The sequence below is a fragment of the Halorubrum sp. CSM-61 genome (assembly GCF_003781945.1).
GTDB lineage: Archaea > Halobacteriota > Halobacteria > Halobacteriales > Haloferacaceae > Halorubrum.
Map to the genome: position 1 here is coordinate 102440 of NZ_RJJW01000011.1, position 23535 is coordinate 125974.

General features: G+C 62.7%; 21 protein-coding genes. 11 read left to right on the forward strand and 10 right to left on the reverse strand.

Annotation, left to right across the window (positions count from 1 at the left end; genetic code table 11):
- The first annotated feature begins 47 nt into the window (after positions 1-47).
- Entirely contained in the window at positions 48-1010 is a 963-nt protein-coding gene (locus EDM04_RS16650; protein WP_164471155.1) for a hydroxyacid dehydrogenase, read from the forward strand.
- Between the two features lie 35 nt (positions 1011-1045).
- On the opposite strand, the gene EDM04_RS16655 is transcribed toward EDM04_RS16650, so the two are convergent.
- The 4 genes from EDM04_RS16655 to EDM04_RS16670 form a co-directional block, all read right to left on the reverse strand.
- Positions 1046-2416: an MmgE/PrpD family protein gene (locus EDM04_RS16655; RefSeq protein WP_123624121.1), complete on the reverse strand. Its 1371-nt coding sequence runs from the start codon at positions 2414-2416 to the stop codon at positions 1046-1048.
- 418 nt (positions 2417-2834) lie between these two features.
- On the reverse strand, positions 2835-3239 hold the full coding sequence (locus EDM04_RS16660) for a universal stress protein (RefSeq protein WP_123624123.1): 405 nt from the start codon (positions 3237-3239) through the stop codon (positions 2835-2837).
- 43 nt (positions 3240-3282) lie between these two features.
- Positions 3283-4041, reverse strand: coding sequence for an IclR family transcriptional regulator (locus tag EDM04_RS16665; protein WP_123624126.1), 759 nt, complete (start codon positions 4039-4041; stop codon positions 3283-3285).
- Positions 4042-4103: 62 nt separating this feature from the next.
- Positions 4104-5300 carry an MFS transporter gene (locus EDM04_RS16670; RefSeq protein ID WP_123624128.1) on the reverse strand — a complete coding sequence of 399 codons (1197 nt, stop codon included), beginning with the start codon at positions 5298-5300 and terminating at the stop codon, positions 4104-4106.
- A 93-nt stretch (positions 5301-5393) separates the two neighbouring features.
- On the opposite strand from EDM04_RS16670, the gene EDM04_RS16675 reads away from it, so the two are divergent.
- From EDM04_RS16675 to EDM04_RS16710, 8 genes are all read left to right on the forward strand, one after another.
- A complete protein-coding gene (locus EDM04_RS16675; protein WP_123624130.1) occupies positions 5394-6191 on the forward strand; it encodes an SDR family oxidoreductase in 798 nt (265 codons plus the stop codon).
- Positions 6192-6275: 84 nt separating this feature from the next.
- Positions 6276-7403, forward strand: a complete 1128-nt coding sequence (locus tag EDM04_RS16680; protein ID WP_123624132.1) for a mandelate racemase/muconate lactonizing enzyme family protein — start codon at positions 6276-6278, stop codon at positions 7401-7403.
- A 260-nt stretch (positions 7404-7663) separates the two neighbouring features.
- Positions 7664-8698, forward strand: coding sequence for a tripartite tricarboxylate transporter substrate-binding protein (locus EDM04_RS16685; RefSeq protein ID WP_343198588.1), 1035 nt, complete (start codon positions 7664-7666; stop codon positions 8696-8698).
- Between the two features lie 39 nt (positions 8699-8737).
- Positions 8738-9244 (forward strand): tripartite tricarboxylate transporter TctB family protein, encoded by a 507-nt coding sequence (locus EDM04_RS16690; RefSeq protein WP_164471156.1) that lies wholly within the window; start codon positions 8738-8740, stop codon positions 9242-9244.
- An 82-nt stretch (positions 9245-9326) separates the two neighbouring features.
- On the forward strand, positions 9327-10835 hold the full coding sequence (locus EDM04_RS16695) for a tripartite tricarboxylate transporter permease (RefSeq protein WP_206424486.1): 1509 nt from the start codon (positions 9327-9329) through the stop codon (positions 10833-10835).
- 147 nt (positions 10836-10982) lie between these two features.
- The gene (locus EDM04_RS16700; protein WP_123624136.1) at positions 10983-11165 is read left to right on the forward strand and encodes a hypothetical protein; all 183 of its coding nucleotides are present in this window, start codon (positions 10983-10985) and stop codon (positions 11163-11165) included.
- 298 nt (positions 11166-11463) lie between these two features.
- Entirely contained in the window at positions 11464-12570 is a 1107-nt protein-coding gene (locus EDM04_RS16705; protein WP_123624138.1) for a zinc-binding dehydrogenase, read from the forward strand.
- A gap of 510 nt (positions 12571-13080) precedes the next feature.
- The gene (locus tag EDM04_RS16710; protein WP_123624140.1) at positions 13081-13539 is read left to right on the forward strand and encodes a hypothetical protein; all 459 of its coding nucleotides are present in this window, start codon (positions 13081-13083) and stop codon (positions 13537-13539) included.
- A gap of 164 nt (positions 13540-13703) precedes the next feature.
- Here EDM04_RS16710 and EDM04_RS16715 read toward each other — a convergent pair whose 3' ends face one another.
- A complete protein-coding gene (locus EDM04_RS16715; protein WP_123624142.1) occupies positions 13704-14105 on the reverse strand; it encodes a MarR family transcriptional regulator in 402 nt (133 codons plus the stop codon).
- Between the two features lie 136 nt (positions 14106-14241).
- Here EDM04_RS16715 and EDM04_RS16720 point away from each other — a divergent pair, with 136 nt between their 5' ends.
- Positions 14242-14700, forward strand: a complete 459-nt coding sequence (locus EDM04_RS16720) for a hypothetical protein (protein WP_123624144.1) — start codon at positions 14242-14244, stop codon at positions 14698-14700.
- Between the two features lie 147 nt (positions 14701-14847).
- Here the strand turns inward: EDM04_RS16720 and EDM04_RS16725 are convergent, their stop codons facing one another.
- Both EDM04_RS16725 and EDM04_RS16730 read right to left on the reverse strand, forming a co-directional pair.
- Positions 14848-16713 carry an AAA domain-containing protein gene (locus EDM04_RS16725; RefSeq protein WP_123624146.1) on the reverse strand — a complete coding sequence of 622 codons (1866 nt, stop codon included), beginning with the start codon at positions 16711-16713 and terminating at the stop codon, positions 14848-14850.
- A 364-nt stretch (positions 16714-17077) separates the two neighbouring features.
- Positions 17078-18985, reverse strand: coding sequence for a hypothetical protein (locus tag EDM04_RS16730; protein WP_123624148.1), 1908 nt, complete (start codon positions 18983-18985; stop codon positions 17078-17080).
- A 280-nt stretch (positions 18986-19265) separates the two neighbouring features.
- Between EDM04_RS16730 and EDM04_RS16735 the strand changes: the two genes are divergently transcribed.
- Entirely contained in the window at positions 19266-19706 is a 441-nt protein-coding gene (locus EDM04_RS16735) for a winged helix-turn-helix transcriptional regulator (RefSeq protein WP_162498094.1), read from the forward strand.
- Positions 19707-19715: 9 nt separating this feature from the next.
- Here the strand turns inward: EDM04_RS16735 and EDM04_RS16740 are convergent, their stop codons facing one another.
- From EDM04_RS16740 to EDM04_RS16750, 3 genes are all read right to left on the reverse strand, one after another.
- Positions 19716-22085: a cation-translocating P-type ATPase gene (locus EDM04_RS16740; protein WP_206424487.1), complete on the reverse strand. Its 2370-nt coding sequence runs from the start codon at positions 22083-22085 to the stop codon at positions 19716-19718.
- A 59-nt stretch (positions 22086-22144) separates the two neighbouring features.
- Positions 22145-22894 carry a helix-turn-helix domain-containing protein gene (locus EDM04_RS16745; RefSeq protein WP_123624150.1) on the reverse strand — a complete coding sequence of 250 codons (750 nt, stop codon included), beginning with the start codon at positions 22892-22894 and terminating at the stop codon, positions 22145-22147.
- A 65-nt stretch (positions 22895-22959) separates the two neighbouring features.
- Positions 22960-23247 (reverse strand): hypothetical protein, encoded by a 288-nt coding sequence (locus EDM04_RS16750; protein WP_123624152.1) that lies wholly within the window; start codon positions 23245-23247, stop codon positions 22960-22962.
- Positions 23248-23535: the final 288 nt, after the last annotated feature.

Consider the following 23535-nt stretch of genomic DNA (forward strand, 5'->3'; position numbering starts at 1 on the left):
CTACTGGTTCAGCAACGGTTATTATTCGGTGGCCACAGGAGGGGAACGTGAGCCCCGAAATAGTTAGTACGCGGTCCATCGCGTGGGTGGACGACGCGTTCGACGACGTCGAGACGGAGGTCGTAGAAAAGAAGCGATACGACGCGGACGAACTGAGCGAGATCGTGGGCGACGCGCGCGGGCTGTTCGTCCACTCGGAGAACGACTTCGACGCGACCGTTATCGAGAACGCGCCGAACCTGGAGGCGATAGCGAAACCCGGGTCCGGCATCGACAACATCGACATCGACGCGGCGACTGAGGCGGGCGTCGTCGTGTTGCACACGCCGGGGATGAACGCCGTCGCCGTGGCGGAGTTCACGGTCGGCGCGACCCTCTCGCACCTCCGGGGGATTCCGGCGGCGCAGGACCACCTCGAGGCGGGCGGATGGCGCTCGCCCGACTGGTGGGGCGGCGAACTCCGCGGCAAGACGATCGGCATCGTCGGACTCGGAGCGGCGGGGAGCGAGACCGCCAAGCGGTTCCGACCGTTCTGCGAGGAGATCCTCGTCTACGACCCGTACGTCGACGACGAGCGGCTCGAGGAGGTCGGCGCGGAGCGGGCGGAGCTGGACGGCCTGTTGACCCGCTCCGACGTCGTGTCCGTTCACGTTCGACTGACCCCGGAGACGGAGGGACTCATCGACCAGCGCGGCGTCGACCTGATGAAAGACGGCGCGGTCCTCGTGAACACGTCGCGCGGAGCGGTCGTCGATTACGACGCCGTCGCGGCGGCCCTCGACGCCGGGACGCTCGGCGGGGCGGTGCTCGACGTCTTCCACGAGGAACCCCCGGACCCGGACGGGCCGCTCGTCGGGCGCGAGGACGTCCTCGCGACCCCCCATCTCGCGGGAGCGACGACGGAGACCAGACGGCGGATGCTCAACGCCACCGCGGAGAACTTGGCCGCGATCCTCGACGGCGACGCGGTGGATCGGCAGTACGTGGCGAACCCGGACGCGCTGGAGTAGCCGGGTTCGCCGCCGGTGTCCGTGAGAAGCGGTTACTAGTCCGCCGATCCGACCGCGGTCGGTGCGAGGTACCGACGGAGCTCGTCGACGTCGACGCGCTCGAGGTCGTCGATCGCGTCGGCGAGCGCGTCGGCCTCCTCGGCGCTCAGGCGGGTCTCGGTACACTCGGCGAACTTCGCCTCGAGCCGCTCGTCGCTCACCGGGTTGTTCGGGCTCCCGGGCGCGTGACGGATCTCCTCTCGGAGCTCCTCGCCGTCGGTCGTCGTCACCCGGACGATGGCGCCGTACCCGGCGAAGTCGTCGCCGAAGAGGTCCTCCTCGAACGCCCGCGAGACCTTGCCGATCGCCGCTTTCGTCGCCTCCTCCGAGACGTACTCGTCGGTGAACTCGTGGATGCCGGCGTCACCCTCGCGGAGGATCGCACCGAGGCAGAACTCGATCGAGAACTTCGCTTCCAGCTCGTTCGAGGGGTTCTCGTGGTGGAGCATCTCCGAGGCGGCGTCCTCGAGCGTGACCACGACCTCGTCGACGTTCTCCGGCGTCAGGTCGTGCTCGTCGACGAGGTTCCGCATCGCGTCCATCGCCGCGTGGGTGATGACGCCGGACGGGTACGGCTTGAAGCCGACGTCGAGGACGGCCCACTCCTCGGAGAGCCCGTCGGTGATCTCCTCCGGGTCGTACGCGCCGTCGATCGTCATGACCGTGTTGTAGCCGATGTCTCCCTCGAAGATGTCCGGATCCGCGGTGAAACCCTCACGGGCGAGGAGCGCGGCGCGTACGCCCATCTGTCCCGCGTGTCCCGCGTGAAGCGGTTTCGTCATCGTGCCGAAGTTCTTCTTCAGCGACGACGACGAGGATGCGACGACGCCGAACGCCCGCCGGATCGTCTCGGCGTCGAGGCCGAGCACCGAGGCGGCGGCCGCCGCGGCTCCGAACGACCCCGCCGTGCCGGTGCTGTGCCATCCGTTCTGGTAGTGCTCCGGGTACGTGCTGTGACCGACGCGATACGCGACCTCGCAGCCGACGACGTAGCCGGTGAGCAGCTCCTCTCCGGACGCGTCGACGTCGTCGGCGGCGGCGAGCGCCGCGGCGAACACCGGTGAGGTCGGGTGGATGACGATGGACTCGAACGTGTCGTCGTAGTCGACGGCGTGACCGAACGCGCCGTTGGCCAGCGCGGCGGCCGGCGGCGACTTCGGCTCTCGCTGGAACACCGTCGCCGACCCGGATCCCCCGTACGCGTCGAGGTAGTCGTAGACGTGGTCGCCGACCTCGTGATGGGACCCGAACAGGGCCACGCCCACGTAGTCGCGAATAGCCGTCTTCGCGTGACTCACGGCGTCGGCGTCGACCTCGTCGAGCGTGGTGGACTCTACAAACTCCGCTAGTGTGGCGGTTTCGCCCATAGACTTAGATTCGGATAATAATACATGAGTGTTTCGTCTGGGGCAACCCCGATGACCACCGGGAGAACTCGGTCGGCAGATTCCGAGACGGGTCGAGGCCGAGAGTATTCGCGCGGTTCGGTGGTCCCCCCACAGTGGCGCGCTCCGATCGATGTTCGTTGTTGACGAACAGATGGCGAACTGCGGAATAGCCGCGGGTTCACCAGAAGCGTATCGAGCGATATAATTACAACTGTACTACTGTAATGGCTACGCGGCCCACAATGGACGATGGGTATTCGTCACCTACGTTATCTAAACGAATGTTTATGATCAATGTGGTGTTCCCGTAGATCCGGCCGGTACAGTCGGATCGACGCGGGAGTCCAGTAAAAACGATCTTTAGCGCAATGTGTTCGTTTCTCACGAACGACCGGGGCTATTCGTCCCGTTCGCGAACGGCAACGACCGGGCAGTCCACGGAGAGCAGCACCGATTGGGTGATACTCCCGAACAGCGCCTTTCCGATAGGGGTTCGCTTGCGGCCGCCGACCACGAGGTACCGCGTTTCGGTCGACGAGACGTAGTCGTCGATCTCCTGTGCGGGTCGGCCGATCCGCCCCACGGCGACGAAGTCGTCTGCGACGTCGGCCCCGACATCCGCGGCGCGGTTTTCGGCGCGCTCCAGCACGGTTTCGCTGCCGCCCCCCTCCGGCCTCTCGATGTCCTCCCGGCTCGCGACGTGGAGCACGTGGAGCTCCTCGCCGAACGCCTCCGCGAGCGAGACGCCCTCTTCCACGACGCGCCGATCCTCCGCACCGTCGACGGCTGATACGATTACCATCGATACCAAACTCCGACCCGAGATTGATAACTGTTTTGTCGAGTCACAGATACTCGAGCTTGAGCTCGAGTTCGTTCGCGGCCCCGAGCAGTACGTCGGGGAGCTCCGTTCGGAACCGCTCCGTGTTGAGGCGATGGCGGGGCCCCGAGACGCTGAAGGCCCCGACCACCTCGTCGTTCGCGATAACCGGGACGCCGAGCGCCCAGAGCCCCTCGATCGATTCCTCCTTGTTCGTCGAGTAGCCCCGCTCGCGGATCCGTTCCAGTTCCTCGAAGAGCTCCGCCTCGTCCGTGATCGTGTGCTCGGTCTCCGCCGGGAGCCCCCACCGGTCGATAACCTCGAGGACGCGTTCGCGGGGCATCTGAGCGAGGATCGCCTTGCCGCCGGCGCTGGAGTGCAGGTGTCGGATCTTCCCGGGATGACGACCCACCTTCACGCCGTGTTCCCCCTCCTGGACGTACAGGTAAATCGCGTGTCCGTGCTCTTCGACGAAGAACTGCACTCGCTCTTCCGTCTCCGCCGCGAGCTGTTCGACCATCGGCTTGGCGAGTTGAGCGCTCTCCTTCCGGTTCCGCGCGTGCTCACCGATCGAGAAGAACTTCAACCCGACGTGGTACTCGCCGTCCTCTTTCACCGCGTACCCGAGCGAGCACAGCGTGGCGAGCTGCTGATGAACGGTGCTCTTCGCGAGGTCGAGCTCGTCCGACAGCTCAGTGATGCGAGCCCCGTCGTGTTCGATGAGGGCGTCGACGATCCGAAACGTCGTTTCGATCGACTTGACGGAGCGCGATTGTTCGGCCATACCGAACCAAACGCGTGACAGCACTTCAACTCTTCGCCGCGTTCGACGCGTATGCGACCGATCTACCGAAGCGAGTACACGAGGACGCCGGCGCCGGCCGCCGCGGCACCGATGACGGCGAACGCCGTCTCGAACCCGGCGGTGTCCGAGAGATATCCGATGATCGCCGGGGCGAGCGCGCCGATCGTCGTCATCCCCGTCCGGACGACTCCGAGGGTTCCGCCGCCGATGTCGTCGGGGATCACGTCCACCAGGTACGAGTCACGCACCGGACGGAACCCGTGGAAACCCACGCCGATCAGGACGGTAATGGCGGCCAGCGCGGGGAGCGATCCGACGAACAGCAGGCTCACGACGCCGACGAACATGGCGCCGAACAGCAGGACGCCGACGCTGAGACGACCGACCCGATCGCTGAGGTCGCCGGTGACCGCCTGGCTGATACTGACGGCGAACAGGAGGCTATAGAGGGCCCCGGCGTTCCCGCTCGAGACGCCCTTCTCGGTGGCGAGAAAAAGCGGGAAAAACGACGAGAGCCCGTTCCAGGCGAAGGTGAACAGCATGGTGACGAGCATGAACACCAACAGGTCCCGGTCGGCGAACACCGAGACGTAACTCGCCTCGCCCCCGTCGTCGTCGGCGTCCGTCTCCGTCGGAGCCCCCCGGACCTGCAGGGACTCGTCGCCTCGAATGCGGAGGTAGAACAGGAACGAGAACGCGAGCGAGAGGGCGGCGCCGAGGATGAACACGCCCTGCCAGAACGCGATACCGAGAAAGGCGACGACGACGAGCGGGGCGGTCATCCCGCCGAACTGGCCGATCGTGTCCATCGCTCCGAGCGCCCGTCCGGTGCGGTCCGGGTACTGGTTCGACAACAGGGGGATAGCGACCGCCTTGTGCGGGCCGGTCGCCAGGCCGATGAGGACCGCGGCGACGAGCACGACCAGAAAGCCGGGGCTGAATGCCGCAAGGAGCGCCGCGCCGGAGAACACCACCGCCCCCCCGAGAATGACGACGGGCCGACCGATCCGATCGCCGAGAACGCCCGCGGGGAACTGGACGGACGCGTACGCGAGCATCATCGCGGTAAAGAGGATCCCGGTCTGCGTGTTCGTAACTCCGTAGAGCCCCTGAAACGTCTCGAACAGCGGTGGAAACACGAATCTGAGAAACTGGACCATAAACCAGAGCAGGGAGACGAGAATCACCAGATCGTACGTGCGTAAGGTTCCCGTCACTCGATCCGTGGGGAGGTTCATTGGCGCTACCCACGGTGGCAGGGAACCTTATTGTTTGGAAAACAGCAGATCCCGTAACTGCTTTGTCACTCCTCTACACACCTGTAGGCGACGATGGATTTACGACTACAGGACCGAACCGCGATCGTCGCGGCGTCGAGCGACGGGATCGGGAACGCGGCGGCGAGACGGTTACTCGAGGAGGGAGCGAACGTCGCGATCTGCTCGCGGACCGAGGAGAAGGTGCGCGACGCGGCCGAACAGCTCTGCGAGGACGTCGGCGTGGACGACGATCGGGTCCTCCCAATCCGGTGTGACGTCACCGACCGGAGCGACATCGAGCGGCTCGTCTCCGAGACCGTCGAGGCGTTCGGAGCGATCGACGTCCACGTCAACAACCACGGCGGCCCGCCGGCGGTGACGTTCGAAGAGGCGACGAACGAGCAGTGGGACGAGAGCTACCACCGCGTGGTCTCCAGCACGCGGTGGATGACGGAGGCCGTCCTTCCGCACCTTCAGGAGAGCGAGATCGGGTCGCTCGTGACGGTCACGAGCGCCTCGGCGAGAGAGCCGCCAAAAGGGCACGCCATCTCCAACGTCTTCCGGCTCGGCCTGTACGGGTTGGTGAAGTCGATCTCCCGCGAGTACGCCCCGTCGGTCCGGTCGAACGCCGTCACCCCGCGTTTCATCATGACCGATCGGATCAAGTACAAGGTCGAGCGACGCGCCGAACAGCGGGACATGTCGTTCGACGAGGCGATGCAGAGCCGGGTCGACGAGGTCTCGATGAACCGGGCCGGCGACCCCGCGGAGTTCGCCGACGCGGTCGCCTATCTCGCCTCACCCAGAGCGAGCTTCGTCACCGGAGAGGTGCTCAGCGTCGACGGCGGCTGGAGCCGGCACGTTCTCTGAACCCACGGTCGCGCCGGAAGAACCGGAGAATTGCTGCATCTATCACTATCTATTTATACTGATGTAGCGACCTGTCGAAGTAGGATGCAAGTCACAGACATAGAAACGGCAGTGCTCGGTAGCGCTGTCGAGGCGGCGTCGCTTCCAGCACAGGTCGGAGACCGCGAACTCGACATCAGTTCGGTCGTGGTTCGGATCCACACCGACGAGGGAATCACGGGATACGGCGAATCGTTCTACCGGTCGGAGGAGAACAACCAGTTCCTCGCCCGCTCGATCGAATCGATGGGAACCCACGTCATCGGCAAGGACCCGGAGAACGTCAAGGACATCTGGCACGAGCTGTACCTCCACGTCAAGCGGGCCGGTGCGTACGGCGCACTGAGCGCGATCGACGAGGCGCTCTGGGACATCAAGGGGAAAGACGCCGGGAAACCGGTGTACCAGCTCCTCGGTGGACAGGTCGGAGAGGTAAACGCCTACGCGACGTTCCCGGCGGACAAGACGGCCGACGAGCTGGTCGAGTACGCCAACTGGCTCCACGAGAAGGGGTTCGAGGCGATGAAGATCGGGGCCGGCTTCGGCGTCGCCGAGGACCGCAACCGGATCGAGACGATCACAAACGCGATCCCGGACGACTTCGGGCTCGCGATCGACGCGAACACCTCGTACACCTACACCGACGCCCACAAGGTCGCCGAGATCGCCAGCGAACACGGCGTCGAGTGGTTCGAAGAGCCGATCGCCCACACCGACATTCAGGGGCAGGCCCAGCTCAACAAGGACGTCGACGTGCCGATCTCCGGCTACCAGACGCACACGCCGCACTACCCCGCTCTCGACCATCTGAAGGCGGAGGCGCTCGACATCTATCAACCGTCGCTCGACTACGTCGGGGGAATCACCGGTGCGACCCGCGTCGCGGCGCTCGTCGAGTCGTTCAACAAGGAGATGGTGCCACACGCGCTCGGCCCGGCGATCAACTACGCCGCGAGTCTGCACGTTGCGGCGGCGAGCCGGCAGTGTGAGCTCATCGAATTCGCCGTTCTCGACGACGACATCGACGATCCGGGCGAGTACATCGCGGGCCCCTACATCGAGAACCGCGACGCGATACACGTCGAAGACGGCGGGCGCATCGATCCCCCGACCGAGCCGGGCCTCGGAGTGACGATCGACGAGGAGGTGTTCGAGGAGTACCGGGTCGACTGATCGGGTCCCACAGAACCGAATCGACCCTCAGTTCGAGTCGGATTCCCTCCGACTCGACGTCGCGGCACACGCTTTGTCCGTCGTTCCCCAAACCGAGGTTTCTCACGCTCACAGTGCGAGAACTCCGGACCCGCGTCCGCCGTTCGGAAAATGTAAATCTCCTTATTCAATAATTATATATAATACCACCCCATTCATCGACCTGTATCATGGTAGATCATACCAGAAGGAGATTTGTAAAGACTGCAGGAGCAGGCGCCGTGGCCGTCTCCCTCGCGGGCTGTTCCGGAAACGGTGGAGACGGAGGCGACGGCTCTGACGGGAGCGACGGCAGCGACGGGGGCAACGGCGGAGACGACTACCCGCCGTCGTCGCTGACCTTCGTCAACGCGTACTCGGAAGGCGGCGGCGTCGACACCAACTTCCGCCAGATCCAGACGTACTTCGAGGACTACCTGGACGCGAACTTCAACATCGAGTACCGCTCCGGCGCCGGGACGCGAGTCGCGGCGAACACCGTCGCCCAGGACGAGGAGCTGATGCGAATCGGCGGAACGCTCTCGCCGGCGACGCCGGCCACGATCGCGTTCGACGAGGCGCAGGACGACACCGAGCCCGAGTTCACGCTGGACGACCTCCGCCCGCTCGGAACGCTCTCGAGCGAGGCGGCGATCATCCGCGTTCGTGAGGACGAAGACAGGTTCCGAACGATTCAGGAGCTGGTCGACTACGCCGACGAGAACCCCGGAGAGCTGACCGTCGGGGCGTCCGCACCGACGAACCGGAACATGCTCTCCATCATCATGCTGATGGAGGAGACGGGCATCGATCTCACGCTGGTCCCGTTCGAGGGCGGCGGACCGACGCAGACCGCGCTCCTCCAGGGCGAGATCGACGTCGCGGCACGGAGCGTGTACAACAGCGCGAGCATCGCCGACGAGTCGCACTGCCTGTGCGTCTACGCCGAGGAGAACCCCGAACCGGACCTCACGAACGACGCGCCGCCGATCAACGAAGAGCTCGGAACGGACATCAACTACGCCCCGACCGCGGGGACGCAGTTCTACTTCGTGTCGGCGGCCGCCGCCGAGGAGTACCCCGACCGGTACGACCACGTCCAACAGGCCTTCCAGAGCGCACACGAGGACGAGGAATACCGTGCGGACCTCGAAGAAATCGGCGAGCTGGGGAAGTTAGTCTGGAACAGCCCCGACGAGACGGAGGAGATCCTTCAGAGTTCCTACGAGACCTACCAGGAATTCGTCCCGCTGTTCGAAGAGTACGTTCAGAACTGATCGGCTCGTTGAATTTTTTGAGAGATACACAGAATGTCAATGCAAAACGACGAGGAGGGCGAAAACGCTCCGACGAAATCGACCGCGTACGTGGCAGTCGTCCGACTGTCGTTCATCACGGCCGGCTTCGTCCTCGCGGGGTTGTACCTGGAGAGCACCTACGGCCGAATTCGGCTGAACAACCTGTACTACCCGTACTTCGTGATCTCGATGCTCCTCCTGTTCGGAGTGACCGTCTACATCGAAGAGATATACGGGCTGTTCGGCCGATCGCCGGATCTCGACTTCACCGAGTCGATGAAAGTCACTCTCGAGAAGTGGAAGCGGCCGATCGGCCTCGTGTTGATCGGAACCGTCTACCTCTTCATCATCGATCTGGTCGGGTTCTTCTCGTCCTCGGCGCTGGCGATGATCGCGCTGATGCTCGTCGGCGGGTCCCGAGACGCCAAGCAGATCGTCGGCGTGACGCTGCTAGTACTGGCGCTCGTCTACCTCCTGTTCGTCCGCCTGATGGGGTTACAGCCCCCGGAGGGGATGTTCATATGACGCGAGCGCGAACCGATCTGCTATCGGTACCGGCGGTCCGCGCTCGCCCAGAGGAGGTCCGCGCTCGCCGAGGAGGTGACGCGTGGCGATAGCGCTGATCCCGGAGGCGTTGGGCCTCCTGCTCACCCCGCAGAACGTCATGTTCATCTGTATCGGGGTCGTCTTCGGAATGATCGCCGGATCGATCCCCGGATTCACCGGGACGAACACGGTCGCCATCGCGCTGCCGTTCACGCTGGCCATGCGGCCCGAGATCGCGTTGGTGTTCATGTCGGCGATCTACATCGGCGCGAACTACGGCGGAGCGATCCCCGCGGTCCTGATCAACACTCCCGGGACCGCCGGGGCGACGGCGACCGTCCTCGACGCGTACCCCATGTCACAGCAGGGCGACGCGTCGAAGGCCCTCGGGATCTCGATCCTCGCGAGCGTCATCGGCGGGTTCCTCGCCGCGCTGGTCATCCTGTTCCTGCTCGGCCCGATCGGCGAGATCGCGTTCCTCTTCACCAATCGGGAGATATTCGTCCTCGGGCTGTTCGGGCTCGCGGCCGTCGCCGCGGCGATCGGCGACAACGTCCGGAAAGGGCTCGTGTCGGGGTTCATCGGACTGCTGATCGCGGCCATGCCCGTCGACCCGACGACGGGACAGCGCCGCCTCGACTTCGGGTTCTTCGGGCTGTACGACGCGGTGCCGTTCGTTCCCGTCGTCGTCGGCCTGTTCGCGATCTCCGAGCTGTTCTACCTCATCGACAAGCGGGCGATCAGCTCGGACACCGACGTCAAGACGACCTACCGCGACATCCTCGGCGGGTTCCGATACGTGCTGTCGCGACCGCTCTCTCTCCTCCGAGCGTCGACGCTGGGACTGGTCATCGGATCGATGCCGGGGGCGGGCACGTCCGTCGCGAACTTCGTGAGCTGGGCGATCGCGAAGACCATGTCGAACGATCCGGACAGCTTCGGCGAGGGGAACCCAGACGGGGTCATCGCCTCGGAAGGGTCCAACAGCGCCGTCACCGCCGGGTCGCTCGTGCCGACGCTGGCGCTCGGCATCCCCGGCAGCGGAACGACCGCGGTGATGCTCGCCGCGCTGTTGCTTCACGGGATCCGACCCGGGCCGAACCTCATGCAGGACTTCACGCTGGAGGCGAACATCATCATCCTCTCGCTCCTGGTGGGGAACGTCGCCCTGCTGATCTTCGCGCTCGGGATCTCGAAGTACCTCGTGCGGATCGTGACGCTCCCGACCTTCATGATCGTCCCGGCGATCCTGGTGTTGACGGTAATCGGGTCGTATGCGATGCGGGGGAGCATGTTCGACGTCTGGTTCATGTTCCTGTTCGGGATGATCGGGTTCGTGATGCGGGAGAACGACTTCTCGCTGATCCCGCTGATCCTCGGCGTCATCCTCGGTCCGATCATCGAGGGCGCGTTCCTCCGGAGCATGCTCATCAGCAGCAACGATCCGATGTACTTCTTCGAGAGTACGATCGCGATCATCCTCTGGATCGGCGTCGTGTTCGTCCTCATCAGCCAGCCCGTGTTCACGGTCATTCGAGGCGTCCTCGAAAGCCGGACGGACCTGTTCTGAGTCCCTCCGGCGGGCGTCCTTCCGGTCGCCCCGCACTCGCCGATCGGACCGCGATCGCGTGGATCGCTCGACGGACCCCGATCCGCTGGGTTCGCTCGGCAGACCCGACGGGTACATTCATTACCGATCGCCTCGTCACGGTGACCGATGGACGAAAACGAGGCACGGAGGATTCGGATCAATCTCACCGTCGGCCTCTTTCTGATCGGCTCCGGCGCCGCGATTCGGTTCGCCTTCGCCGACAGCGTGTACGGGCCGCTCTGTCTCGGGGTCGGCGTCTTATTCCTCGCGAAATCGCTCGCGGGGATCCGACTGTACGGCGACCGCTGAGCCGTCAGTCGGACGTGCTCGTCGTCTCCCGGGAATACAGATACGCCCCGAGAATGACGGTCACCGCGGCGACGCCGCCGAAGGGGGCGAAGAAGGCGGTGGTGTCCCCGTGCGTGAGTGCGATCCCGCCGAGCGTCGCACCGAGGCTCCGAATCCGAAGACGCCCGGATAGCGTGTCAATCGGCGACTTCCCGTCCGAGAGCGTCGATCACGTCGAAACCGATAGCGTATTTTTCGGATCCGGTTGCAGTGGTACCGATGACGAATGTTTATTATTCCTCGTCAAGACGTGCTAACGATGGATGCCATCGTTTGCCACGATTTCGGAGAGTCGTCAGTACAGGACGTTCCCGAGCCGACGCCCGGCCCGGAGGAGCTCCTCATAGAGGTCCAGCGGGTCCAGCTCAGCGTCACCGAGTGTAATCTGTATCGGGGGAACGAGATCGCGCACTACGAGACGGTCAGGGATCGACTCGCACGGGGGGACGCCCGGCTCTTCGGGCACGAGTTCTGCGGTATCGTCCGCGGGAGCGGCGCCGACGTCCAGGGCTTCAGCGAGGGGGACCGCGTCTACGCGCCCGGAAAGGTTCCCTGCCACGAGTGCCGACAGTGCCAGACCGGGTTCGAACTCTACTGTCCGAACAAGACCTACATCGGGTACGACACTCCCGGCGCCCTGGCGGAGTACACCGCGCTACCGGCCGAAGCGCTCTGTAAGGTCCCGGACGGCGTCTCGGACGCCGAAGCCGCCGCGCTGCAACCCCTCGCGAGTGCGTTCCTGTGCGTCGAGGAGGCCGACATCGCCGCCGGCGACGTCGTCGCCGTGTTCGGGACGGGCGTCATGGGTTATCAGTGCGCTCAGCTGGCGCTCCTCCAAGGCGCGGAGCGCGTGATCGTGATCGACATCGACGAGGAGAAGCTCGCCATCGCTCGGGACCGCGGACTGACGGCCCTCGACGCGACGGCGACCGACCCCGTCGAGGAGATCGACGCGCTCACGGACGGGATCGGCGTCGACGTCGCCTTCGAGGCCGTCGGCGGCGACCAGTCCGACGCGACGGGCGGGACCGATCCCGTCGCGCAGGCGTTCGACGTCGTTCGCCCGGGGGGCAGCGTCGTGCAGGTCGGGTACGTCATCGGGGACATCTCGCTCACGCCGCGTCAGCTCCGATCGAAGAGCGTCGATTGGATAAATCCGGTCACCGGCGTGACCGCTCTGACGCCGAACACGACGACCGGCGAGTACGTCGCCTCGCTCGTCGCCGACGGCCGGGTATCGATCGACGAGTTCGTCACTCACGAGCGGCCCGGACTGGGAGCCTTCGAGGAAGCGGTGGAGATGACCCTTGAAAAGGAGCGGTACGATTCCCTCGGTCCGGTCCAGATGGTGCTGTCCGGTGAGTGACCCTCGAAGGCCGCGCCGGACGCGACCGACGTGACGGGCAGAGAAGACGGTCGCACCTCGGCCGGACTCGCCTTTTTACCCGGTCCCCCCGGAGCGAGACGGAAGTAGCCTGCAGTCTTATTTCTACCATCCCCCGGTCGTCACAACCTCGGAGGATGGATTTGATGCGTGCCTTCTGTTCGTCCAAAGGGACTGTGAAAGGGGAACTATAATGCGGTTCTGATTTCACATCACACCGAAAATTCTGAGCGACATACTGGGACGAGGCGTTAAATCGGATAGAAGAGGCGGTAGAAGAGCAACAGGAGACTTGGGCACCGATTCGAGCAGGTCTCTTTGACCTGACTAGCGACGAAGTCTTGGCTATCCTAGACGAACTGAGGGACCTCAATTACTAATCAACGGCACGACCAATATCAAGTCGGTCAAGTTCAAATGATTAGATCGATTGGACGAGTTCAGGTAGTCCACGGTTGAACGTTAAAGCACATATCTGAATACTAAATTTCAATGGAAACGTACACACTAACTGACCCCCAGCGCGACCGCGCCAGAGACCTCTATCACAAAGTTGACGACGGTAAGATTAGTACCCCAACCGAACTTGTCAACGAATGGAAGACCCCATCCCGAATAACGGACCCGATGCTTGACTCCGACTCGGACTTTCTTCCGTACCCTGAGAAAACCGAGTTCATCAACCCCTCAAACATTACAGGAACCTTTGAATCAAACATCAACCGATTCAATCCTGGTCGCATCAAAAGCCACCTTGCACGATTTCACAACGGCGAATTCAGGCGAGATGACCCTGCGCCACCACGATTACAGAAAATCGGTAACGAATACTATGTCACGTCTGACGGCATCCACCGTTCGCTCACCGCAAAGGCACTAGACCTCCCTGAATTGAAATGTATCTACTCCATTCCGCCCGAAGAGATCCTAGTACACCGGGAGGACCGATAGCCCGCCATTGTCGTCTGAGTTGTAACCACGCCTTGCGTAAGCCCTTCTTCACTCGCCTTAGTCTGCGAACCTCTCCAAGTCGGATTTAGCGTTGCTCAGACGATCCGTGTGACCGGCCAAGACAAACCAGTAGTCCCTTGGACTAGTCGCCCTGACCGTTCGGACTATTTGCCGTCCTGTTTACTGATAGTGGCTTCCTCTTTGACCAGTTCCTGGATTCCAGTCGCCATCCCCTCGGTGAGGATGACGTGCCCGAGATCCGTGAGCTCGTAATAAGAATACGTCTCTTCCGTACCGGTGTTCGGGTCACGACGATTCCGAATGAGCGCTGAGCGCTTGAGTTTCCGGAGGTAGTAGTGCAGGTCGTTGTCTTCGCGGTCGAGCATCATCCCCAATTTGCTGGCGCTAAGCTTGTCTTCCTCGCTCAACGTGCACAGAATGCTGAATGCGGGTTCTGATGCGGCGACCTTGTACATCTCGAGGTACTCCTCGATGGTGAACAGGCTGTCTTCTGGGACTTCCGGTGAGAGCTTCGCATCCCCGGAAGCAGGCGGGTGCTGAGGCAACGAGTCGTAGTACGGCCACCACCACATTAAATTTCCTTAACCCGGTATCGAGAGAAGCGAATACCGATGCACGCCGCCACAGCAAACGACATGAGCCACCCTGAATACTAATTCAATCACTCACATATGACGGACTATGTCCGTAGAACTAGACTCACTGCGGGAGGAATGGCGAGAACGAATTGAAGAGTTAGAATCTGAGGGTGAGGCGATTGAGGAGCGGCAGGATCCGATGGTGAAGGCGGATATGCCAGCGATCCGAGAACGTGCCGCACCAGAACTCAAGAAGAAAACTGTCGAACGATGCCTCGACGATCTTGAAGACTGTAATGAGCTGGAAGAGGTACTTGCTGTCCTAGGTCAGTGGCGAGCTGAGGCAGAGGACCGCGACAAGCGGATTCTGAATCGGAATGAGTGGTTCCGAAATCACTACACTCGCTTCGCACTTGAGAAGTGTATAGACGAGTTAGAAACGGTATTGCCGGAGAGTGAGTTTGAGGAGTGTCCGCATTGTGGAGCGTTGAAGAAGCCGATGGAGGATGCGCGGTATTCGAAGGATTACCGATGGGCGTGCTTCGAATGTGTTGTCGGCTAAGACAGTGGTGTTACTTGAGAGGGGGCGAGAGTTCGTTTTGGAGCGCTAACTGAATCCTTTCTGATATGGATGAGATCCGGAGTTAATCAGCGTTCGAATTCTCAGGGGTGCTCCTGTGATGTGACACGCGCTTCTGATATCAAACTGCTATTCAATGAGTACACCAGTTTGCTGGATGTAGTCTTTGAGGCGGGCATATAGACCGCTTCCCTGCGCCAGTGTGTCCCAGTCTCCGAACATCGCGCAGTGGTGTTTTGCTCTCGTCATAGCTACGTTGAGTCGTCGTTCTCCAGTTTCGCCACCAAGGAATCCAATGTTTCCGTGACGGTTTGATCGCACAAACGAGAGGAGCATCACTCCACGCTCACTCCCTTGGAAAGCGTCGAAGGTCTGTACGAGAATGGGTTTATGGTTGAAGTCGCGTTGTTCCATCGCTGTTTGGAGGACTGGAACCTGGTCACGATATGCAGTGGCGACACCAATGTTGTCGGTCGAGACCCCGCTGACGCTAACTAGCCTCGAGAGATAGTTGGAAATGGCCTCTGCTTCCGCTTGATTGCTCTCGGTATCTCTTGAGTCTCTGTTTTCCACGTGTTGGGCAAGAATCGGCTGGAGGTTATTGAGACGCGTCCTATCAACTGCTGTATCAAGATCGCCGTTATAGAATTCTTCGGAGGGGAAGCCAGCGATCTTAGGGTGCATCCGATACTGTTGGTCAAACATAACACCAATTTCGTTTCCATAGACTCCATCTTCTTCTCCGTAGAGATGGGTGAACAGCGATTCTTCGGCATCGAAATCTAACTCCGGTGGCTCATCAGCGTCTTCTGGGGTGAACGGGCGCTTTGGCCCGAGCTGTTTGTGGTCTCCAACTAGAACCGTCTTCTCAGCCCGTGAAATCGGGATACAGGTCGATGACTGACGCGATTGGGTGGCTTCATCGACAATTGCCACGTCGAATGGATTGCTGTCGGCACTGCCTAACCGAGCGGCGCTGTTGTTCGTCGAGACGTAGACTATACCACCCTTAGATTGTGGGGATGAGACCGAGGGTTGTTCTGAGCCGTAGTGTTTCCGCTCGAACGGGCTCATCTTGTCATGCTTCGGGTTGACTCGCACAAGAGGGAAGCCGTTAATCCGTTTGTGGTAGTGGAGAGAGTGTTCGTCAATATCCTCATCACTACTATCTCCAACGAGGATATTCCCGACTGCCTGATGGGACTCTGCGGTGACCAGTACTGTCAGGTCGGCTTCAACACATCGCCGGACCAACTCAACAATCACCCTTGTCTTCCCAGTCCCCGGTGGCCCCTGAATGCAGGCTAGACCCTCCGCAGTGAGCGCCCGACTAATCGCCTTAGCTTGGTTCCTGTTCTCGTACAGTTCGTCGTCTTTGCGTTCGCTTTCTCGAAGGGCACGCGAGTTCTCCGCGAATTCTATGTCACGGGTCCCGCTAAAGTATGCCAATACCTCCTCGTTTAGTCCCCTAACTGCATTTTCCTCTCTGTCGAAGACAGTTGGGTTGAGTAATTCGCCGATATGAACGAAGTCGCACTCGGAAACGGTCTGGTTGGCCTCATCAATTCGGTCCTGAGAGACGGCTAATTCCGGGAATCCGACAGTGATATACCCGTTGTCAATCCGTCCTATTGTCCCTGTGATAGTTTCGACGACTTCGTATTCATCGTTCTGCTCACCTTCCTCGTATTGGCAACACTGGACGAGAACCTCGTAGTCCTCAAACAACCCATAGTCATCACGTATGTCTACGTCATCAGGATTTTCGACAGCAGGCTGTACGCGCATCTGTATTCTACGTATGCCACCAAGCGGTTGTGCATATGGCAGAAATCCCACATCCATCCGTTGGAGGGTCTGTGGGCTGTTTGAAGTGAGTGTCTCCCAGTTGTTCTTCCTCTCAACATCAGCCTCGTACTCGATGAAATCATGTAGCTGGCTCTGATATTCAGCTGGTGAGATTGGGAGGGGGTTCTCGGGAGACACTAATGTCATCTACCGAAATGTATGCCCAAACCTGTTTATCTTTTTGGCTCTGTGGTTTCGGTACACGGCGGCGGATTTCACGGATATCGGACGCCCCGGCGAAGGTTGTAGACGGTGGCTTTCAGCAGCATTTCGCGGAATTCCAGGGACGAGATCGCGCTCGTGCGGATGTCATAGTTTCGGAAAGTAGGGGTAGCTACCAACCGAATCAACCGATTATCGGGGGTGAATCGGTATTTGGGAGGTCAGTCGGGACTTGCTCCGGCCACCACCGACGAAAACATACTCCTTCCGAGAAATACCGGCGAAAACGGGGCGTGGCAGACCCACGATTCGCTAATCAGTCAGAACAATTACCAGAAAGACGCCCCCGTCAGAACGGCGGGTCGACCCCGTCCGGCAACAGCATCAACGCCACCACGGTCATGTGGAGGTCGGCCAGCGTCAGCAACGGATCCAACCGCTCCTCGTGCGGCCCCCGGCCGTACTCGTCGTACACCTCCGACACCAACGTCTTCAGCGAGTGATCCACCATCCGCCACAGATTGTACAGCAGCAGGCTGTACGCGAACGTGAAGAACCGCATCCGGTAGTCCGTCGACCGGATCGACGGCAGCAGCGGCTTGACCATCTTGTACTCGATTTCGATGTCCCACCGCTTGGAGTACTCGTCAGAGAGCCCGATGGCCTCCATCGGCGACACGTCGTCCGCGTTCGTCACGAACACGGCGTACTCGTTGTCCTCGTCCACGGCCCAGTCCTCGTCCTCCGCCGGCACGTACAGAAAGCTCGCGTCGTGGCTGTAGCCGTCCTCGCCCACGGTCGGGTCGTCCGCCACGTCCACGTACGGGGTGTCCGAGGTCAGGTACAGGGACGCGTCCCGTTCGACGCGACTCCGCAGCGTCATGTCTTCCTTCACGTCGCCCAACTTGTCGGCGACGTTCTCGCCCCCGACGGTCGCGTTCTTCTTTTTGGGAATCAGGTAGTTCACGCCGTGGTACTGGTCGATGACGTGGCCGACGGCGTGTCCGTCGAACGCCCGGTCGGCCATCACGAGCTGGATGTCGACGTGCTTCCGCGCCTGTGTGAGCAAGCGGTCGACCACTTCGGCCCAGCTGACGGTCTCCCCCTCCTCCCCTTCCCACGTCGAGTCGTGACGGACGGGTTCGACCGCCAGCACGATGGGTGCGTTCCGACCGACGACTGTGAGCGTCGCGTACTCGTACTGGTAGGTGTGGCTGTCCTCGCCGCCGTTCACCATCTCGGGGTAGTCGTCCTTTGGCACCTTCGTCCTTCCCGTGTCTCTGCCGACCGCGATCCGGTCGTCCTCCGGCTCGATGTCCTCTTCGTCCTTCCACGGGGAGACGTTGAACGGGTCGTGGGTCGTGTCGAGGGCGGCCACCACCGGCTCTGTGAACAGCGCGGTCGGCGCGATGTTGGCCATCTGCCTGTCGACGGCGGCGTTGAACTGGTTCGTGACAGAGGAGGCGACGTCTCGCCAGTCGGGCGTGGGGAGGCGGGCTCCGGGGTACTCGGAGAGGTCGTAGTCGTGATCGTCGGGGAGGCCGAGCATCTGGACTGCGTACAGGTGGGTGTCGTGGTGGAGTGCGTCCCGGCGGAACTTGTTGAACGTCCGGAACGCGCTGTGCGTCCCCGCGCGTTTCGAGAGGCTCATCGCGGTCTGGTGTTCCCACACCCGCCTGTCGGCGTGCTTGGTGTTGTCGGCGCGGCCGGTGTCAAGCACCGGCCAGACCTCGTTTTGCGCCCCGGTGATGACGTGCTTGGCGTGCCGATCCACGTAGTGGTGAATCGGCTCGCCGCTCGCCGCGACCTCCTCCGGTGACGGATCGCTGTCTGGCGGTTGGTCGGGGCTGTACGTGGAGTCGTGTTCCTCGGTCAACTCGGCAAACTCGTCGGCGACCGCCCGCAGGAAATGGCGCGTGTCCAGATCCTCGAACCGGTGTCGCTTCGTGTAGGAGATGGTCTCCTGCGACGGGGCACCGTCCAAGCCGAACCGCTGCTGGAGGTAGGGCCAGCTTTCGAGCTGGTCGGAGATGGCCTCCTGACTCATCCCGGTCACGTGCCTGTAGATGGCCAGTTTGAGCATCCCCTCGAAGTCGAAGGGGGTGTTGGTCTGGTGGTCGTGTCCGTCCGCGAGGAGGTGGGTCGGGAGGACGATCTTTCCGATGACGTACGTGAGATTGCCGTGTTCGGGGAAGAGTTCCTCCGCCTGCAGCCGCACGTCGTTCACGGCGTCTCGGAGGGAGTCGTCCAGCGGCATCTATGGAGGGTTCGAGACGGTGACGACTCGGTGTCTCCTCGGGTCGGCTGTCGCCGCGTCCGCCGCGTTCGCGAGCATCATTTTGCCGATCAATGGTATGATTTGTACTAAACTGAGGGCGTGTCGTTTCCGTGTTTCCGGGAAGCAGACCCCGTCGGTGACTGATGCCTGTGAAGTGGCGGGACGCGTAAACGCATGTCGGTATTCTATCCGCTCTGTACCGTTCAGCGGCGGCACAATCCCCAAGTATTAGTATAGTATGTACTGTACTATTGGTGCCATGAGTGGTGAAGACGGCTCGGACGCACCCCTGTCGGCCTACCTCGAGGCCAAGGGCGCGGTCGAACTGCTCTGTGAAATCGAACCAAACGGGAGCCAGTTCACACGGTTAGTGGAGGAATCGACGGTCAGCCGGTCGACGGTCTCGACCCGCCTGCGGGAGGGCGAGGAACTCGGACTGTACGAGCGCCGAGAAATCGAGGGGCGCGGCACCTCCCACGCATACCGCCTGACCGAGGCGGGCGCAAAGCTCCGCCTCTACCTCGACCACACAGGTCTCACGGAGCGGTACCGCACGATCAAAGCGTTACGCCGGCACTTCGACGAAGACGTCGGGGAGCTGACGGAGTGGGCACGAGAGAACGAGGGAGAGTTCGATCCTCCAGTCGAGGAAGACGGCCTCCGGGAACAGCTCCGGGAGTACAGCAGACTTGGAGAGTGAAGGAGGCCGTCAGGTGTCGGAGAACCGGTCGGGCTCGATCCGTGACAGCCGCATCGCGTTCCCGGTGACGCCGAGACTCATCCCCATGTCGCCGACGACGACAGCGACGGCGACGCTGACGAGCCCAATCGGCACGCCGACGGCAAGCAGCGCCTTCACGCCGAGGCTCGTCCAGATGTTCTGCCGGATGACGCCGTTGGCCGTGTGCGACAGTTCGTAGAGGTACGGCAGCTTCCCGACGTCGTCGCCCATCAGCGCGATGTCGGCGGTCTCGAGCGCGGTGTCGGTGCCGGCGGCTCCCATCGCAATACCGACCTCCGCGGTGGCGAGCGCGGGCGCGTCGTTGATGCCATCGCCGACCATCGCCACCTCGCCGTACTCCGCCTGCAACTCCTCGACGGCGTCGACCTTCTCCTCCGGCAAGAGTTCGGCGCGGTACTCGTCGACGCCGACCTGCTCGGCGATGGCGCGGGCGGTGCCCTCGTTGTCGCCCGTCAGCATCACGACGCGCTCGACACCAAGCTCCTGCAGGTGCTGGACGGCCCGCTTCGAGGCCGGGCGCACCTCGTCGGCGATGGCGATGGCACCCAGCAACTCCGACTCCGTTCCGACGATAACGACCGTCTTGCCCTCCCGCTCCAGCGCGGCGAGCGCGTCCTCGGCGAACGGCCCGTCGTCGGACTCGGCCGCCTCTTCCGCCACGACGCCGCCGTCCGTCTCGCGGCGTGCCCGAGCGAGGTCGAAGCCCAACTCCTCGAAGAGTGCGGGCTTGCCCGCGTAGTACGTCTCGCCGTCGATCTCCCCGCGGATGCCCTTCCCGGTGAGGCTCTCGAAGCCAGTCGGGTCGGGCAGGTTGCCCACGCCCGCCTCGTCGGCACGGGCGAGAATCGCTGCGGCGATGGGATGCTCACTGCGCCGCTCCAGCCCGGCGGCGCGACGGAGCAGATCGTCCTCAGTGGTGTCGCCGACCGGGACGACGTCGGTGACGGCGAGTTCGCCCTTCGTGAGCGTCCCCGTCTTGTCGAGCGCGACGGCATCGACTTCGCCCATCGCTTCGAGGTAGTTGCCGCCCTTGATCAGCACGCCGTTCTTCGCGGCGCTGGTGATCCCCGACACCACGGAGACGGGCGTCGAGATGACGAACGCGCACGGGCAGGCAATCACCAGCAGGGTGAGTCCGCGGATGAACCACGTCTGCCAGTCGCCGGCGAAGGTGAACCCGTACCCGGCCACGTCCACCGAGACGGGGTCGGCGATGACCAACGGTGGAATGGCGGCGGTCAGGATTGCCAACACGACCACGACCGGCGTGTAGTAGCCCGAGAAGCGGTCGACGAACTGCTCGGTGTCGGTCTTCTTCGCCTGTGCGCCCTGCACCATCTCGATGATGCGCGAGAGCGTCGAGTCGCCCGCCGTCGACGTGACTTCGACTTCGAGGTAGCCCTCCTCGTTGATCGCGCCCGCGTACACCTCGTCGCCGGCGGTCTTGTCGACGGGGACGCTCTCGCCGGTAATCGGCGACTGGTCGACCGCGCTCTCGCCCTCGACGACCGTGCCGTCCAACGGAATCTTGTCACCGGGACGAACGACCACGGTCTCACCCACCTCCACTTCGTCGGCGGGCACCGTGACTTCCTCGCCGTCGCGCACGACGGTGGCCTCGTCGGGCGACAGCTCCATCAGCTCGCGCAGGGAGTCCCGCGCCCTGTCCATCGCGTAATCCTCGAGCAGCTCGGCGATGCTGAACAGGACGGCCAGCGTCGCCGCCTCGACGAAGTAGCCGATACCGGTCGCCGCGATGATCGCCGTCCCCATCAGCAGGTCGATGTCGAGGCTTCGGTTCTTCGCGGAGTAGTACCCGCTGCGGACGACGGGGATGCCGCTGGCGGCGACAGCGCCGAGGAACAGGACGTCGGCGATGTGGAGCGGGTACTCGAGGACGCTCGCCACCGTGACGTTCTGCCCGGTGAGGAGGAACTCGAAGAGGAGGCCGAGCGTGACGAACGCCGCGCCGAGCCACGTCTTCTTCGCGCGAGGACTCGTCCAGACCTCCGACGGTGGCGCGATGTCGGCGCCACCGGCCGCATCCTCTGACTCATCGTGGTCGGAATCCGACTCTCTGACGACCTCGTAGCCGGCGCCTTCGATTGCGTCGACCACATCGGCCTCGCTGATGCGGTCTGAGTCGTACGTGACGTTGGCCGTACCGGTGGTCGGCTGGAGCGTGGCGTCAACGACGCCGTCGACGCGCTGGAGGCTCTTGTCGACTTTCTGGGCGCAGGACGGACAGTCCATCTCGGGGACGACGAGGCGGGCGGTCAGCTCCCGTCGCTGCCCGCCCCCGCTCGTCTCCCCCGCTGCGTCCGGATTCTCTGTCATCACCTCACAGTAGGGGCGTCAGTTCGATAAGCCTTTGTTGGAATATTCCAAACCGAGGGTCAGCGTGTTGGCGGGGGATCTTCGGGCAACCGTTCGTCGGCGATGTGCTGCTTCGCCAAGTGTTCCTCCGCCCGGCGGAGTCGGTAGGTGAGCGTCGACCGCGGCACGTCGAGATGCTCGGCCAGTTCGCCGACGTCGACTTCGCGTGGGGACTCGTAGTACCCGTGTTCGACGGCTGCCCGGAGTGCGGCCTCCTGCTCCGGCGACAGACCACTTTGCGTCTCGTCGCTTCCCCCCACCGACGAAGTCGTGTCCGCGGTTCGGAGCATCTCCATCCGGGCGCAGTCCCCGACGGCGACTTCGAGGGCGTCGAAGAACGCGGCCACGTCGCCCTCTCCGGAGTGGATGAGTCGCCACGTGTAGTGGCGGCCCTCGTGACGGGTCTCGAACAGCACGCCGTCGCCGAGGTGGTCGCTAGCGATGTGGGGGACTGAGGCGCAGGTCGGAGTGCGCTCCCAATCTGAGTAGAGGATGAGCGCGTCGTCCGTGCGGTCGAGGACGCGGGTGGTCTGTGTGGCGCCGCAGTCCTCGGTAGCCAGACAGTCGGCGTAGTAGTCGCTGGTGAGAAAGGCGTCCTCGATGGCGTCGAGTGCGTCCGGAGTGCCGGTCGCGTGGTCGACTCGCCAGAGCTGCTCCGCAGTGGCGTGCAGCGAGAGCGAGCGGACGCGGGCGTCGGGGTGGTCGGCGAGGGCGTCCGCCACCCGGTTGCACCCCGGCTCGTATTCGAGGGCGAAGACGAGTTCGCGCATACCCACGCGTAGAGGGCGGCTGGATATAACACGTGGGCTCGGTGCTGCCATCGTGTCGACTGGAGTCAGATCACGTCGTCGGGGTCGTGTTCCTCCTGCATTCGCTGGGCCTCGGCGGCGTACTGCTCCTGCAGATCGGCATCGTCGACCGAGCCGAGATTGTCCGGGTCGGCGTCGACGGCGGCCGTCGTGTCGCGGACGTCGGTGAAGGAAGTGAGCGCCCGTTCTTTCCGGAAGTATCGTTCACCGTCTGGGGTCGCGTAGGTCAGGATGATGAGGTTCTGCTCGTCGTCGGAGTACGTCCGCTCGACGAGCCAGACGCGGACACCGTTCGAGTCGGAATCGCTGGGCATGGCTGTTCGTTCTCTTTCGGGTCGGAAAGGGGTAGTGTTGGAAATGTGGTCGACAGTGGCTCGCTTGCTGAAAATCCCACATCTTTGTCATAGACACGACTCCCTCATCTTGTCCCGAATACAGGCGTCAGATCAAGTATCAGTACCTCACAAAGCATCCTCAGCTAGCTGTTTCTGAAGCCTGAGTTCTGTGGTGGAGCGGTTGTGCTGGGTGGTCTTGACGAGAAGATCGTCGACGAACCGACGGAGAGCTGTCGCTGTCGGCGGCGGCTGCCGCCGACGCGACAG

Coding starts and splice junctions, on each gene's coding strand:
- EDM04_RS16690 (WP_164471156.1), top strand. CDS start 8,738: ATGCAAAACGACGAGGAGGGCGAAAACGCTCCGACGAAATCGACCGCG.
- EDM04_RS16670 (WP_123624128.1), bottom strand. CDS start 5,300: ATGAACCTCCCCACGGATCGAGTGACGGGAACCTTACGCACGTACGAT.
- EDM04_RS16710 (WP_123624140.1), top strand. CDS start 13,081: ATGGAAACGTACACACTAACTGACCCCCAGCGCGACCGCGCCAGAGAC.
- EDM04_RS16720 (WP_123624144.1), top strand. CDS start 14,242: ATGTCCGTAGAACTAGACTCACTGCGGGAGGAATGGCGAGAACGAATT.
- EDM04_RS16725 (WP_123624146.1), bottom strand. CDS start 16,713: ATGACATTAGTGTCTCCCGAGAACCCCCTCCCAATCTCACCAGCTGAA.
- EDM04_RS16700 (WP_123624136.1), top strand. CDS start 10,983: ATGGACGAAAACGAGGCACGGAGGATTCGGATCAATCTCACCGTCGGC.
- EDM04_RS16680 (WP_123624132.1), top strand. CDS start 6,276: ATGCAAGTCACAGACATAGAAACGGCAGTGCTCGGTAGCGCTGTCGAG.
- EDM04_RS16665 (WP_123624126.1), bottom strand. CDS start 4,041: ATGGCCGAACAATCGCGCTCCGTCAAGTCGATCGAAACGACGTTTCGG.
- EDM04_RS16735 (WP_162498094.1), top strand. CDS start 19,266: ATGAGTGGTGAAGACGGCTCGGACGCACCCCTGTCGGCCTACCTCGAG.
- EDM04_RS16740 (WP_206424487.1), bottom strand. CDS start 22,085: ATGACAGAGAATCCGGACGCAGCGGGGGAGACGAGCGGGGGCGGGCAG.
- EDM04_RS16745 (WP_123624150.1), bottom strand. CDS start 22,894: ATGCGCGAACTCGTCTTCGCCCTCGAATACGAGCCGGGGTGCAACCGG.
- EDM04_RS16655 (WP_123624121.1), bottom strand. CDS start 2,416: ATGGGCGAAACCGCCACACTAGCGGAGTTTGTAGAGTCCACCACGCTC.
- EDM04_RS16730 (WP_123624148.1), bottom strand. CDS start 18,985: ATGCCGCTGGACGACTCCCTCCGAGACGCCGTGAACGACGTGCGGCTG.
- EDM04_RS16675 (WP_123624130.1), top strand. CDS start 5,394: ATGGATTTACGACTACAGGACCGAACCGCGATCGTCGCGGCGTCGAGC.
- EDM04_RS16750 (WP_123624152.1), bottom strand. CDS start 23,247: ATGCCCAGCGATTCCGACTCGAACGGTGTCCGCGTCTGGCTCGTCGAG.
- EDM04_RS16705 (WP_123624138.1), top strand. CDS start 11,464: ATGGATGCCATCGTTTGCCACGATTTCGGAGAGTCGTCAGTACAGGAC.
- EDM04_RS16660 (WP_123624123.1), bottom strand. CDS start 3,239: ATGGTAATCGTATCAGCCGTCGACGGTGCGGAGGATCGGCGCGTCGTG.